At 63.2% G+C, this 14,108-nt stretch carries 13 protein-coding genes and 1 tRNA gene; 3 read left to right on the top strand and 11 right to left on the bottom strand.

Annotated features, from left to right (window positions below; translation table 11 throughout):
• Nucleotides 1–136 precede the first annotated feature (136 nt).
• A complete protein-coding gene (locus CUR21_RS04215) occupies nucleotides 137–544 on the bottom strand; it encodes a hypothetical protein (protein ID WP_100195766.1) in 408 nt (135 codons plus the stop codon).
• Nucleotides 545–686: 142 nt separating this feature from the next.
• On the opposite strand from CUR21_RS04215, the gene CUR21_RS04210 reads away from it, so the two are divergent.
• Nucleotides 687–1,580, top strand: a complete 894-nt coding sequence (locus tag CUR21_RS04210; RefSeq protein WP_157791930.1) for a S9 family peptidase — start codon at nucleotides 687–689, stop codon at nucleotides 1,578–1,580.
• On the opposite strand, the gene CUR21_RS04205 is transcribed toward CUR21_RS04210, so the two are convergent.
• From CUR21_RS04205 to CUR21_RS04175, 7 genes are read right to left on the bottom strand one after another with little or no spacing between them, the layout of a single operon-like run.
• Entirely contained in the window at nucleotides 1,577–2,632 is a 1,056-nt protein-coding gene (locus CUR21_RS04205; protein WP_100195764.1) for an ABC transporter ATP-binding protein, read from the bottom strand. The genes CUR21_RS04210 and CUR21_RS04205 overlap by 4 nt on opposite strands.
• Nucleotides 2,633–2,642: 10 nt before the next feature.
• Entirely contained in the window at nucleotides 2,643–3,692 is a 1,050-nt protein-coding gene (locus CUR21_RS04200; RefSeq protein ID WP_100195763.1) for a carbohydrate ABC transporter permease, read from the bottom strand.
• Complete coding sequence (locus CUR21_RS04195) at nucleotides 3,689–4,702, bottom strand: carbohydrate ABC transporter permease (protein ID WP_198431614.1); 1,014 nt, start codon at nucleotides 4,700–4,702, stop codon at nucleotides 3,689–3,691. The genes CUR21_RS04200 and CUR21_RS04195 overlap by 4 nt, the downstream gene beginning before the upstream one ends.
• Before the next feature lie 3 nt (nucleotides 4,703–4,705).
• A complete protein-coding gene (locus CUR21_RS04190; RefSeq protein ID WP_100195762.1) occupies nucleotides 4,706–5,968 on the bottom strand; it encodes an ABC transporter substrate-binding protein in 1,263 nt (420 codons plus the stop codon).
• Between the two features lie 45 nt (nucleotides 5,969–6,013).
• Entirely contained in the window at nucleotides 6,014–8,488 is a 2,475-nt protein-coding gene (locus CUR21_RS04185; RefSeq protein WP_100195761.1) for a hypothetical protein, read from the bottom strand.
• Between the two features lie 9 nt (nucleotides 8,489–8,497).
• Entirely contained in the window at nucleotides 8,498–9,331 is an 834-nt protein-coding gene (gene kduI / locus CUR21_RS04180) for a 5-dehydro-4-deoxy-D-glucuronate isomerase (protein WP_100195760.1), read from the bottom strand.
• Complete coding sequence (locus CUR21_RS04175) at nucleotides 9,328–10,428, bottom strand: glycoside hydrolase family 105 protein (RefSeq protein WP_100195759.1); 1,101 nt, start codon at nucleotides 10,426–10,428, stop codon at nucleotides 9,328–9,330. Before CUR21_RS04175 ends, kduI begins: the two co-directional genes overlap by 4 nt.
• A 113-nt stretch (nucleotides 10,429–10,541) precedes the next feature.
• On the opposite strand from CUR21_RS04175, the gene CUR21_RS04170 reads away from it, so the two are divergent.
• Nucleotides 10,542–11,609: a LacI family DNA-binding transcriptional regulator gene (locus CUR21_RS04170; RefSeq protein WP_100195758.1), complete on the top strand. Its 1,068-nt coding sequence runs from the start codon at nucleotides 10,542–10,544 to the stop codon at nucleotides 11,607–11,609.
• Between the two features lie 361 nt (nucleotides 11,610–11,970).
• Here the strand turns inward: CUR21_RS04170 and CUR21_RS04165 are convergent.
• A tRNA-Ser gene (locus tag CUR21_RS04165) sits at nucleotides 11,971–12,060 on the bottom strand.
• Between the two features lie 11 nt (nucleotides 12,061–12,071).
• A complete protein-coding gene (locus CUR21_RS04160; RefSeq protein WP_100195757.1) occupies nucleotides 12,072–12,380 on the bottom strand; it encodes a hypothetical protein in 309 nt (102 codons plus the stop codon).
• Between the two features lie 205 nt (nucleotides 12,381–12,585).
• Between CUR21_RS04160 and CUR21_RS04155 the strand changes: the two genes are divergently transcribed.
• Nucleotides 12,586–13,383, top strand: coding sequence for a helix-turn-helix domain-containing protein (locus tag CUR21_RS04155; RefSeq protein ID WP_157791929.1), 798 nt, complete (start codon nucleotides 12,586–12,588; stop codon nucleotides 13,381–13,383).
• A gap of 5 nt (nucleotides 13,384–13,388) precedes the next feature.
• Here the strand turns inward: CUR21_RS04155 and CUR21_RS04150 are convergent, their stop codons facing one another.
• On the bottom strand, nucleotides 13,389–14,108 hold the full coding sequence (locus tag CUR21_RS04150) for an alanyl-tRNA editing protein (RefSeq protein ID WP_100195755.1): 720 nt from the start codon (nucleotides 14,106–14,108) through the stop codon (nucleotides 13,389–13,391).

Here is a 14,108-nt window from a genome sequence, read left to right as displayed (position 1 = left end):
CTGAAAATGGATACGGAATTCTGGGGCGGATCTGGCTGGCACGTCGGCTGGCTGCCCGCCAACACAAGGTAGGGGCACAGCGCAGGCGGGGCAAGCCCCTTTTTAGAATAATTCTAAAACTGACAAAATCACTCGGTCACAAGCGGTCTGACCGGCGCGCAACCTGAGCCGCCAGCCAGCCGATCTGGCGCCAGACATGGCGCGGCAATCGCGAGGCCAGCAAGAAGTGAACACTGCTCTGATCGCCGCGCCGCGCAGCCGCGAGCAGACTTGAAATCCATGCCTCATCAAAAGACAGTTCCAGCGCGTTAGGCTGGTGCAGCACGGGCGCCCGGCCCAAGGCCACCGCCAGACCGCGCAGAAAGGCCTCGGCAAAGGCCTGCGAGGCCACTTCGGCACGGGTTGAAAGCATCGCGCAGGCCCGAAACAGATCCAGCCGAGCCCCTGCCTGACACCGCGGCGCCAACCGTCGCAGTGCCGCGATGGCCACCGGAACATCGACGGTCCGAGAGTCTGGGAAAGAGGTCTTTGCGATGGCGAACATAGGCGCGCTCCAATAACCTGAGTTTTATAGTAAGTAATTAAAGGGCCGTCCAGAACAGATCCACGCCGCGCAGCAACTTGTCGCTGGACCGCCGCTGTTCAGTCGGTCACTCTGCCGGCCATCCCGCCACGTTGGTTATGCCATGCCCCTCACGCGCCAAGACCTCCTCTCTGCTTTCGGCTTGGCCCTGCCAGTGCCCCCACTCACCTCACACGCGGGGGCCACCGTCGTCGACACCCCAAACTGCCGGGCAGAGGAACTGGCGGTCAGCTTGGGCGAAACCCGGTTTCGTGGTTTCTGGTGTCGGCCTGTCGGCCAACAGCGGCCCACCCCCGCCGTTCTGATCATTCATGCCCATGGCAACCGCTATGACATCGGCGCGGCGGAAATGATCCACGGCCGCCCCGCCCTCTTCGCCGCCACCGGCCCTGCCTTGGCCGCGCGCGGCATCGCCTCACTCTGCCTCGACATGCCTTGCTTTGGCAGCCGCGCGGACGTCAGCGAAAGCGCCGCGACCAAGGCACTTCTGTGGGAAGGTCGCTCGCTCGCGGGGCAGATGCTGGCCGAAAATCTGGCGGCGGTGGATTGGCTGTCCCGGCATCCCGACGTGCAGCCCGATCGGCTTGGGGTTTTCGGCCTGTCGATGGGGGCGACATTGGCCTATTGGCTTGGAGCGATTGAACCCCGTCTGCGCGCCGTGGCGCATGAATGCTGCTTTGCAGATTACCGACACCTGATCGCCATGGGCCAGCATGATCTGCATGGCATCTACCTGACCGTGCCCGGACTGCTTGCCCGCGCGTCAAATGGGGAAATCGCAGGGCTGATCGCCCCGCGCGCGCAGTTCATCGGTCTGGGTGACCTCGATCCCCTCACCCCGCCCAAGGCCGCGGATCCTGCGTTGGAACAGGTGCAGGGCGCTTACGCCGCAAAGGGCGGGCGCCTGATGCTTCACCGGGAACCGACCTCGGGCCATGTCGAAACCCAAGCCATGCACCACGCAATGCTCGATTTCATGGCGCAGGCTTTGGCCTAGGCCAGCCGCTGGCCATCGGCGCCAAAGACATGCGCCATCTGCGGATCATAGCCCAGCTCGATCACCGTGCCGCGTGCCAGATCCGGCTGCCCGGCAAGCACCGCCAACAGTGTGCCGCCCGCGCCCATATCGCCATGCACCACGCTTTCCGGCCCCAAGGCCTCGATCAGCCGCACCTCGGCCCGGACCGGGCCACCGGCCATCGGGCGCAGATGTTGCGGGCGGATGCCAAGCGTGACCGAGCCCTCCGGCACTGTCACGCCCGAAGGCAAGGGCAAGCGCGCGCCGCTGTCCAACTGCACAGCCCCATCCTTCGCCTGCCCAGCCCACAGGTTCATCCCCGGCGCGCCGATAAAGCCCGCTACGAACAGATTGGCCGGACGGTTGAACAGGTTCAGCGGTGTATCCACCTGCTCCACCTTGCCCGCCCGCAACACCACGATGCGGTCTGCCATCGTCATCGCTTCGACCTGATCATGTGTCACATGGATCATCGTGGCGCCCAGCCGATCATGCAAAGCCGAAAGCTCGGCCCGCATCGACACGCGCAGCTCGGCATCCAGGTTCGACAGCGGCTCATCCAGCAAAAAGGCCGTCGGGCGCCGCACGATGGCGCGGCCAATGGCCACCCGCTGCCGCTGCCCGCCCGAAAGCTGGCCCGGCCTGCGGTCCAGCAGCGGCTCGATCTCCAACATCCGCGCGGCCTCACTGATGCGGGCGTCGATCTCGGGCTTGGGCATATTGGTGTTTTGCAGGCCAAAGGCCATGTTCGCGCGCACCGTCATATGCGGGTAAAGCGCATAGGACTGAAATACCATGGCAAGCCCGCGATCGGCGGCCGAGCGTGGGGTCACATCCACCCCGTCAATCTCGATCCGCCCCGAACTGGGCTTGTCCAAGCCTGCGATCATCCGCAAAAGCGTGGACTTCCCACAGCCTGAAGGGCCGACGAACACCACAAGCTCGCCTTCGTTGATGGTCAGATCGATGCCCTTGAGCACATCGACGGCGCCAAAGCTCTTGCGGATGTCGTGCAACTGTATGCGACCCATGACGGACCCCTTATTTCAACCCGGTCCCGGCGATGCCCGCCGTGATGAACCGTTGCAGGAAGATAAAGACCAGAACGACCGGGATCATGGTGATGACGGTCATCGCCAGCAGATAGTGCCACTGCACGTTCAGCTCTCCGGCATAAGCATTCAGGCCAACTTGCAGCGTGTAAACCTCTTGCCGGCTCAGCACGATCAAGGGCCACAGGAAATCGTTCCAGCGCCAGACCACCGAGAAGATCGCCAGAACAGCCAAGGCAGGTGCGGTCAGCGGCAGCACGATCCGCCAATAGATCTGCCATTCGCTGGCATGGTCCATCCGCGCCGCCTCCAGCAGCTCATCGGGGATCGTCAGCATGTATTGCCGCAGCAAGAACACCCCTGTGGGCGTGGCCACCGTGGGCAGGATCACCCCCCACAGCGAGTTGATCAGCCCCACCCCCGACACGATGGAATACAGTGGCACAAGGATCACCGACAGCGGGATCATCAGCGTGGCGATGATCAGCACCACCACAAAGCCCCGCCCCCGGAATTCGTATTTCGACAGCGCAAAGGCCGCCATCGAATTGGTGAGCAAGGTGATCAAGGTGGCCACCCCGGTCACAAAGATCGAATTCTTGGTGTAGTTCAGAAAGTCAAAGCGCAGGAACGGGTCGAGGTAGTTGCCCCAAGAAAACCCAACCTCACGAACGGGGGTGCGGTTGGCAATGTTCACGCGCTGCACTTCGCCCGGGTTTTCCGGGTCCACCATCTGGGCCACGGTGCCCACGCGGCGCACCTCGGCCAAAGTGCGGGTCCCCGCCTCATCCGTCACCGAAAACAGAGGCAAGGGGCGGTCAAAACCCTCAACCACCACCGTCTGCGCCTCATAGGGCAAAAGGGTCGGCGGAAATTCCGCAAGCTGGGCAGGCGATTTGAAGGACGACAGCACCAACCACAAGGCCGGGCCGAACATGATGAACACCGCAGATCCCAGCCACAGGAAGGTGAAAACATCCGTCCAGTCCCAGGCGTCGCCGCCTTTGCGCCGGGTCAGAAAGGCCAGTGCACGGCTCATTTCAGGCGTCCTTTCCGCTCGTTGCGTTTGCCAAGCGCCAGTTGCAACAGGGTCAGCACAATCAGCACGCCCCCCATCAGGATCGACGCCGCCGCCGCAAGGCCCGGGTTTTTAAGCAAGGAGGCAAAGCCCACTTCATAGATATACTGCGTCAGGAACAGCGTGGCCGTGCCCGGACCACCGCCGGTCAGCACATAGGCCTCGTCAAACACCTGCACCGCACGGATCAGCGCCAGCACGATGACGACCAGCATGTTGGGCATCAGAAGCGGCAAGGTGATCCGCCAGAACACGCGCGCAGGCTTGGTGCCGTCCATCTCGGCGGCCTCGTAAAGATCACGCGGGATCGCCTGCAATCCGGCCAGCAGGATCAGCGCAAAGAACCCCAGATGCGCCCAGATGGTGACTCCGATGGCGGCAGAGAACGCATAATTGCGCTCCAAAAGCCAGTTCACCGGGTCCATCCCCATGCCCACAAGTGCGGCATTCAGCACCCCATTGCGGTCAAGGATCCAGCGCCAGATCAGCCCCACCACCACCGGCGACAACAGCACCGGGAAGAAAAACACAGCCCGCCAGAAGCTGAGCGCACGCAGCGCCCGGTTCAGGATCAGCGCGGTGATGGTCGCGGCCACAATCAGCAGCGTCACCTGCAGCACCACAAAGGTGCCGGTGTTGCGCAAGGCAATCCAGAACTGATCTTCCTGACAGGTCATCAGATTGGTGTAATCGGTGCAGCGCAGCAAACGTTCATACTGCGCTGCCCCCACATAGGTGCGTTCGGGCAGGAAAAGGGCCGCGCCGGTCGTCATCGAATAGGCGATGTTGATGACCAGCGGCAGCAGGACGAACAGCGTGAAGATCGCCATGTTTGGCAGCAGGAAAAACGCCACCATGCCGCCCTGCCCCGTCAGCCGCTGCCACAGGCGCAACGGCACCTCCAGCACACGGGCGAGCGCGACCAGGGGGGCCGTCACCACGGCCCCCAACATTCCCTTGACCCCGGTCATGGCTTACTGCGCCGCCGCGACCTGTTCGGCGATGTCCTGGTCGATGCGCGCATAGGCATCTTCCAGCGTCAATTCGCCTGCCATCACTTGGCTGATGCGGTTCACCAGCGCGCCGTAAACGGGCGAGGCCCATTTCCACGCGGGCAAGGCATCCGCTGCCGGCAAGGTCTCGGCCGCCGCCGCGACATAAGCATCCAGCGCAGCCTTGACGTTGTCATCCTCGGTCTGCCAGTTCAGATTGCCCGCGGCAGCGACCCCGGCATGAGCGGGCAGGAACAGCGTGCGTTCCGAGAACTCTTTCACGATGTCCTCACGCGCGAAATACTCCATGACCTTGGCCACTTCCTCGGCGTTCTGCGTGTATTTCACCGCAACCAAGGCCGCGCCCCCCGCCAGCCCCGAGCATCCGGCCGTGCCGCAGGGCGAACCAGTGGCGACCCAGTCGAAACCGTCGCCAATCTTGGTGGACAGGTTGGCAATTTGCCAGCTTCCCGAATAATAGAACGGGATCGCCGCGTTGATGAAGTCATCTGCCGCCGCGCGGTAGGTAGACCCCGAGGCCGCAACCCAAGTGTCGCGCAGCATCTGCCCGCCTTCAACCCAGTTCACAAGCTTTTCGGCAAAGGCCTTGGTGCCTTCATCCACGGGTGCAGGCAGGCCATCGGCCCCAATGTAATTCGCGCCATAAGACACATTCGGCCCCGAGATCCGGTGGCCCGAGCGGTCGATGGCAAAGGCCGCCGCCGTGCCTTGCGATTTCGCCACCTGATCCGCCGCGTTCACCCAATCGTCCCAGGTCGCGCCTTCGCCCGGCAGCGCCACGCCCGCCTGCTCGAACAGGGTCGAGTTGGCAAAGCCACCCGTCAGCGTCAACTGCGTCATGAAGCCGGTGATCGCATCGCTGCCATCTTCGCGCATCCAGTCCGCATGGGCGCCAAAGTTGGTGCGCCAATACTCAGCATCCGACAGATGCGGGGTGAGGTCCAGCCAATGCGGCGCCAGCGTCTTGATGTTGGTGACGCGCGCGATATCGGGGCCCGATCCTGCCTCCAGCTGGATCTGCAACTGCTCTTGGACGACCTTATAGGCGACCTCGTCCAGAATCAGATTGATGCCCGGATTGTCGGCGTTGAAGCGCGCGACAAGGTCTTTCATCACCTCGCCCTCGACCCCATCCGAATACCACATCAGCCGCACGTCCCCGGCAAGGGCCGTCGTGGCCATCAGGCTGGCCCCAAGAGCCAGCACGATCATTGTTTTCTTCATGTGTTTTCCTCCTCCATTGTGCCCCGGCCTCCCGCCGGGGCGTCTTCAGCGGTGCAGGGTTCTGTGCCCTGCGACCGTCCATTCCTTCGGGTTGACTGTGCGCCCCTCTGCCTCAATCCGGCCATCGGCATGGAACATGACCGGGCCGTAGTCTGGATCTTCCACCGTGACCGTAGCACGGGCATCGGCCAAGGCGTCAGGGGTAAGTTTCGCATATTGCGTTACGTAAGCGTCCAGCCCCTGCGCAGCGCGGCCCATCCGCACGATCCACCAGCCTTGTCGCCCTGCCAGTCGCAACTCGCAGCCCGCCGTCGGCCCTTCGGCCACCATCTCCAGCGGACCCGACGCACGGATCAACAGGCCTCCTTCTCCTGCAGTCGCCGCTGCAAGATCACCTTTCAACAGACTGTAATCAAACGCAAGTCCCGGAAACCAGCAATGGGTGAAATCGGGCTGCTCGGGTTGACCGTCAAACCAGACCAAGGCCAGACCACGGTATTGCTGCACGCGCGGCACCGAAGCCGATCCGCCCCAATAGGACGGGCGTCCGTAGCCCGAATGGATGACCTCGCCCGGATGATTGATCCAGATTTGCGCATCGGGATCGGTGCCCATGCGCGCATGCAGCAAGGTCTCCTGATAGCCCCAGTCGAACCAGCGATAGGCCGCCGCCGACCCCATCGCCCAATCGCGGGTCTTGGCATGATACAGCGCGGCAAAGCACCCTTCGCCTTGCGCAAACGCCCATTCCTGCTCCCCGGACTGCAGGCTCGCCCGTTCGGACAGCGCGGCATCCAGTTCAAGCCCGTGGTCCCGCAGCGCCAAGGCAAGGCCCGGCAGGCAGTGGAACCGTGCGCCAAAACTGCCCATGCCCCACAGCATCCGGGTGATGGCCGAAAGCTCCAGCGTGCGCCCGGCGCGCAAAGTGTGCTCATAGCTGCGCCCCTGCGCCGCCGTGATCACCCCATGATGCGCCGAATTGGCGACCACCTCGACCAGCCGCACGACGGCGCGGCCTGCGCGGTCGCGGATGTCGGCATCGGGGGAAAGCGCGTAAAGCGCAGTCAAACCCTTCAGATCAATCGGGAAATAGGGGGCCGAGTTGAACTCGGCCATCTCCCATGCCTCGAAATGGTCAAGCCAGGCCCGCACCCTGTCGCGCCCCACTGCCGATTGTTCGGCGCCTGTGCGCCCCGACCGGCGGAAGGTGGCTTCGGGCAACAAATGCCCCGCCAGATAGGCCGAGGTGTGAAACAGCAGCGCGTGGTTTTCGCTGAAATACCACTGCACGTCGTTGCCCGGCTCGTCCATCCAGTAACGATAGCCCAGAATGGCCGCGTCAATCCGGTCGCGCACCCGGTCAGACAGCAAATGCCCAAACCGGGTGCGCCCCCAAAGCAGCGGCACCAGCGCGAAATCGGCGCAATCCCAGCAATCCTCGATCGCGGGGAGGGTCGCGTCGATCATCGCTTCGGTTTCAGGGCCAGACAGCCCCTGCGCCAGCCGTGCCAGTGCCGCCACCGTGTCAGGCTCGGCCCGCGTGGCCACCCATGTCAGCGCCTCGTCAATCCGCGACTCCAAGGTCGCAGGCGCCGTGCCTTGTGCGGCCAGATCACATACCTCCACCCCGAAAGTGCGGGTGGCGGCAAAGCCATCGGCCGTCAGCGTGGGAATGAAATGTCGAAAATCGCCCGGCAAGTTCTCTGCGCGGTCTATGACCAAACGCGCCGCCCCCGCGTCCAGCTTGCGGTGCAACGCCGCCGGATGATGCGACATGAAATCGCCCTCGACCCGGATCGCCACCTCCACAGCCATCGGCATCGGTTGCGGCAGCACCAAAGACACCTCACCGCCGGTATAGGCAGGTTGGTCAAAGTGCATGGTGGCCAGCGCCGTCTCCATCGCACGGGCACGCTCCGTGGTGCAGGCGGTGGGAATACCCGCCTCGGCCTCTGGCCCCTCCACCCAATCCAGCTGGATGTAATAGCGCGCATCCCGCTCAGCCAGATCGTCAAAGAACACCTGCACCGCGTTATCGCCCGCGTGCAGTGCGACCTGAAATTCGGCCGAGGTTTCGGCATTGCGCTTATAGGGCGCCATCCAGCCCACTTCCGTGCCGTTCACAAACAGCACTGCGCCACCACAGGTGCGCAGTCGCAGCCGCGCCGTGCCTGCCGCTTTGGTCCGGATCACCGTCTCCGCCCAAGTCGCAATATGGGTCGGCCGGAACCAGAATCCCGACAAATCCAACCGGGGCGAGCCGAAAGGCAACCAGTTCCGCGCCCCTTCAAAGCGCCCAGTCACGTCGGGCCGCTGATCCCGGCGATCCGCCGCAAACTGGGTGCGGCAGGGATATTCATGCGGGATGAAGTTCTTGTCCTTGGTCAGAAAAAAGAACGGGTCCATCTCCCCCTTCATGGGCATGTCGGGCAAATCGAAGCGCGCCTCAAGCGTGGAGCCCAGACGCCAATAGCCAAGGGCCGCGCCAGAAGTCAGGGGATGGGACAGAAAGCCTTGCATGTCAGATGCTTACCTAAGCGAAGAGATGGGAACGGGGGTAAAGTCGGTATAGGCCTGATTTTCGCCGGTCATGCCCCAGACAAAGGCATAGGGCCCGGTGCCCGCCCCCATGTGAATGGACCATGCCGGGGACAGCACCATATCGCCATTGGCAATCACCATATGCCGCGTGGCGTCCGGGCGGCCCATGAAATGCATCACGCGATCCTCGGCGCCCATGTCGAAATAACAATAGGCCTCCATGCGGCGTTCATGCAGATGCGGCGGCATCGTGTTCCAGATGCTTCCCGGGGCCGGATCGGTGATGCCCATAAGCAAAAGGCATGAAGGCGAGACCTCGGGGTGGATATACATCGCAAGACTGCGCACATTCGCCTTGGCCGGGTCCCCCAAAGTGATGTGCTTGGCCTGATCGCGGCGGATCAGCCGGGTGGGGTGATCTGCGCCCGCAGGCACCGAATTCAGGTAAAACCACGCCGGATGCGCGGCGTCCACGCTGCGCATCTCCACCCGCTGCGCCCCGCGACCGATATACAGGATATCGCGGTTCTCCATCGCATAGTCGGTGCCATCCACCACCACCACGCCCGGCCCGCCCAGATTGGCCAAGCCGCCCTCGCGGTCGGAAAAGAAAAACGCCGTGCCCAGTTCAGCCCCATCGCCAAAGCTCAGCGGCGCATCGGTCGGCACCGCGCCGCCCAAGATCATCCGGTCCACATGGGTATAGGTCAGCCGCAAGGCACCGGGCGTAAAGGCCCCTTCCACCATGTAATCGGCGCGCAAGCGATCGGTGGTGGCGGTCATCACATCGGCGGGATTGCCGCCATAGCGCACATCCATCATGCCGCCGCTCCTTTTGCGTCCAACTGGCCTTCTGCCTCCACCAGACACAGGATCGCCAAGGCCTGCCCGTATCCTGTCGGCTGCAGCGGAATATCGCGGTAAAACTGCAAGTCCGGCCCCATGCGCGTGCCATAAGACACGTTCTGCACGGTGCCCGCAGCGTCGATGTTGGCCAAGACTGCCGCCACGCCCCGCCATCCGGCCTCGGCCCAATCGGCGCCGCCGATGCCCTGCCCGGCCGCCTTCAGCAGCCCATAGGCAAAACCCGCCGTCGCGCTGATCTCTTCATAGCTGGTGGGATCGTCCAGCAAAGTGCGCCACGCACCCGATGGGGTCTGCAACGGCAACAAAGCCTCCACCTGCGCACGCAGCACCTCGGTCAGGTAAAGCCGCACGGAGCCCGGCAGGCCCGGAATCTCGAACAAATCCAGAATGCAGGCCGTGACCCACGCATTGCCGCGCGCCCAGCGGGCACGGGCAAAATTATGCCTCCCCTCAAAGGTCCAGCCATGGAACCACAGCCCCGTCTGGGGATCTGACAGATAGCGGGCATGCACCAGAAACTGCCGGATCGCCTCATCCACCAGCTCCTGCCGCCCCGAAGCCTGCCCATAGCGCGCCAGAAACAGGCCCGCCATGAACAGCGTGTCATCCCACAACTCCCCCGGGTTCATCTTGTCAGACACGTCATGCTGAAAGCCGCCCTCGGTGGTGCGTGGCGCATCGCGCATCAAGCGGTTCGCCCAATCGTCCAGCACAGGTTGCCAGCGCGGATCTCTCGTCTCGCCCCACAAAAGCGACAAGGCCAGCATCGGCGCCGTGGTGTTGATGTTCAGCGCAGGCAAACCTTGGTCCAACTGCCGTGCATACCACGCTTCCAGCAACGCTTGCAGCGCGGGGTCACGATGCCGCCGCCACAGCTGCGCCAGCCCATACAGCCCCACGCCCTGAGGCCATTCCCAACTGTCAAAGCTGATGTAATCCCCTGCCGTCCCGTCAAGATTGGGCTCGTCAAACTGGCCTTCATGGCGCAGGTCGGTCAAACCCCGCACCAATTGCCCCAGCTTCTGCCGGATCAGGTCCGCCTGTGGTCGCATCTTCCCCCCTTGAGCCCGCTTTTTGAGCCGTTCTCAAATCATGGCACTGCAAAAAATTTGCACAAGATGAAAGTTTTTTGCAGAATGAAACGTCATTCAGGAAAGCCCCTCTCATGCGCACTGTTCCCTCTGGCAAAAGCGGCAAGCCCAGCCGCAGAATACGCCTCGATGATCTGGCAACCGCCTGCGGCGTCTCCGTGGCCACTGTCTCGCGCGCGCTCTCCGGTGCGCCGGGGGTCCGCCCCGAACTCGTCGAAAAGATCCAGCGCAAGGCGCAGGAGTTCCGCTACACCCTGCCCTCCACCCTCGCAGGCCAACGCCTTCTGATCCTCGCCAGCCCTGCCGCGATGGAGGATTACGCCCGCAGCCAATTCACCCTGAATGTGATGCAGGGCATCGAAGAGCGGGTGCGCCTCTTGCGGGCTGAACTGGTGACCCAAGCCATCACCTCCACCGCGCAAGAACGTGAGGCGCTTGCCGAAGCGGCAGCCGATCCCCGTGTCGCGGGTCTGTTGTTCCTGACGCTGGATGACGAAGACATGCTTGCCGCCGCCCGGCACTTTCCCAAGCCGGTGGTGCTGGTGAATGGGGACGATCCGCTGATGCGGCTGTCGTCTGTGGCACCTTCCAACCGTGCTGCCGCCGCCATGGCCACCGATTACCTGATGCGGCTTGGCCATCGCCGCATTCTCTTCCTCAGCCACCGTGGCCGCCGCACAATCGAGCGGCGGGTCGAAGGCTGGCGGGACCGCATGACGGCGGGCGGCGCTGTCCTAGACCCACAGCTTCAGATCGATCTCTCCGACTGGCTCCCCGACCGCGCATCCGAGGCCTTGCGAAAGCGTGTCGACTCCAAAGGGTTGGATTTTACCGCCGTTCTCTGCGCCAGCGACAGCCTTGCCTTGGGCGCGCTGCAGGGCCTTGCCACTTTGGGAATTGCGGTGCCACAGGATGTCTCGGTGCTGGGCATGGATGGTCTTGCACAGGGCGCCTTCTTCTCTCCGCCTTTGACCGCCTTGGAAATTCCGATGCAACACATCGGCGCCGCCGCTGTCGATCTGCTGCGCGACCTGACCTTGGGCACCCACATGCCCGCCCGCCGCATAGAACTGGCCTGCCGCCTCGTGGAACGTCAGTCTTGCGGCCCGGCACCCGACCGATTGCCGCAAAACGCAGGTTGACGCTCAGGCGCCGTCTTCGCCCCCAAAGCCGATGCCAAGCCGCCTTTAAAGCCTGCGCTTGCGGTGCAACCACATCCACACCGCAGGCTCGCAACACCTCCGGGTCGGCAAGCCGCGTTCACGCCTTAAAACCGCCCCGGGCTTTCGCACCGCCCCGCTCTGTCACAGGCCAACACGTCGATGCCTCGCGCGACCGAGTTCCCGTTGAATGAAGACACGTCACGGAATGACCCCAGAAGAAATCAACCAGCACGCGTTCCCCGCACACCACGCGCGTCAGAGCGAAGCCACGCCACAGCACGTCCCTCACGGCAGGCCATTCCCCTGTGCAGAAAAGAAACGCAATTGTTTTCAAGGATAATGGCGGACAGTGAGGGATTCGAACCCTCGAGACGGTTCCCCGCCTACACACTTTCCAGGCGTGCGCCTTCGACCACTCGGCCAACTGTCCGTGGCGGTGTCTTAATCGCGACTGGAACAAAGATGCAAGAGGGGAATTCGGGAAACCGGCACGGGATGCATTTTGGTCAGCATCGTTGCGGTCAAGGATGGAGCTGCCTGCGTCTCGATCAGGTGAATGTCCCGACACTGGCGCTCGCCCCCCCGCTTTTCGGCCCGAAACGCCACTGCATCCCCGACTTCGACTTCGATCATCGGATTGCGCCAAGCGGTCGGCCCGCGTGCCAGTCCCAGATCCCGGGAATCATCGCACCAGATGATGGCGCGGAAATCTTGACGAGAATACCAGATCACAACGCCCTGCATGAGCATCCGACTCTCTCCCCTATTCCGGGCGCGCCCCCGCAGGCCCGGCCCTTGAAATCTAGGCCTCTGACCGACTTGCAAACAGTGCATCTTCTGTGTCAGCGCTGACGCTGAACAACATCAAGACTTGCAGGACGTGACGCGCTTTGGCATCAATTTCGCGTCCCGCTGTTGTGACGATCGCGGGTTCAGCGCAGGACCGGATCACCAGATGACACGACGCGCCTCACCCAACCCGGCAGACCTCCGGATGATTCTGGGAGACAATCTGCGCCAGATGTCCCAGTCCTCGCCTTCGATCAGCGCCTTGTGCCGAACCATCGGGGTCAACCGCACGCAATTCAACCGCTATCTCTCGGGGGCGGCCTTCCCACGCCCCGATGTGCTGTTCCGGATCTGCACCCATTTCGGCGTCGATGCAAACATCCTGCTCCACCGTCTCGATCCGCCTGCCCAGCCCGTTGGTTCCGACGCCCCCGCACCCGCGCGCCTGACCATCGACACCAAACGCCCCTTTGACCACTACCTGCTGCCGGATGGCATTTATCGCTACTGGCGCAAATCCTTTCGCCAACCGGAACGGGCCTATTGCGGCATGGCGCGGATCTTTCGCAAGGGCAATGAGAAGCTGTGGAAAGGCTATGACATTCACGATGTGGCCATCCGCAGCGGCACCAAGCGCCATGCACGCTCCACCGGATATGAAGGGCAATTGTTCCAGCAATTCGATGGTTTCGCGCTGATGTCACGCACACCCTATAACGATCAGATGAACGTGACCTATTTCGAATATGGCCTTGATGCCATGCCCGATTATTACAGCGGAATCTCCTTCGTCACCCGCCGCCGCCTGCCCGAGGCCAATCGGCTGACCGCGATCGTGATGCAGCGCGTTGAAAACAGCTGCAGCAGCCGGCTGTCAGCCGCCCGCGCTTGCGGAACGCAGCCGCTGCAATCGCTCGCGCCGCATATACAGACGGCCCTGAACCGGGTGCCAGACAGGCTCTGAACGGCTCAGGCCGTCAGTGTCACGGTGACACGCCGGTTCTGTCGCCCTTTTTTCTCGATCTTGGAAATGTCGACGCGCCCGATTTCTCCGGTGCGCGCCACGTGGGTCCCGCCACAGGGTTGCACATCAACCTGATCCGGTCCCGCGCCGATTCTGACCAAGCGCACACGCCCCTGCCCCATGGGCGGCATCACCGACAGTGTTTTCACCAAGCCCGGGTTGGCACGCAGTTCGGCATCCGTGATCCAGTCATCGCTCACGGGCAGATCCCGGCCAATCAGGGCGTTCAAGGCGCGCGTCAGCTGCTCCAGATCGGCTGGCGGATCTGGCATGTCAAAATCCAGACGCCCCCGCTCTGCCCCGATCTGGCCACCGGTCACGGGCAGCGGGATGACCACCGACAAAAGGTGCAGGGCGGTGTGCATCCGCATGTGCCGGTGACGCCGCGCCCAATCCAGACGCTGGAACAGCTCGGTGCCGACCGGGGGCAATGCCAAGGGTTCGGCCGGAACCAGTGCAATCTGCCCCCCCTCAACCTTGACCGCGGTCGCAATCGTCAGGCGTCCACCGGCCCATTCGACCCAACCATTGTCGCCCGGTTGTCCGCCACCCGTCGGATAGAACACCGACCGATCCACCAAGATCCCCCCCTCGGGGGTGTGCCCGGTCACCCGTGACGCGATTTGCTGGGCATAGGCATCCGTGCGGAAGACGGCCTCGGTCAT

It is taken from the genome of Pseudorhodobacter sp. MZDSW-24AT, from assembly GCF_002794355.1.
Taxonomy (GTDB): domain Bacteria; phylum Pseudomonadota; class Alphaproteobacteria; order Rhodobacterales; family Rhodobacteraceae; genus Pseudotabrizicola.
This window is presented reverse-complemented; position numbering and strand designations above follow the sequence as displayed.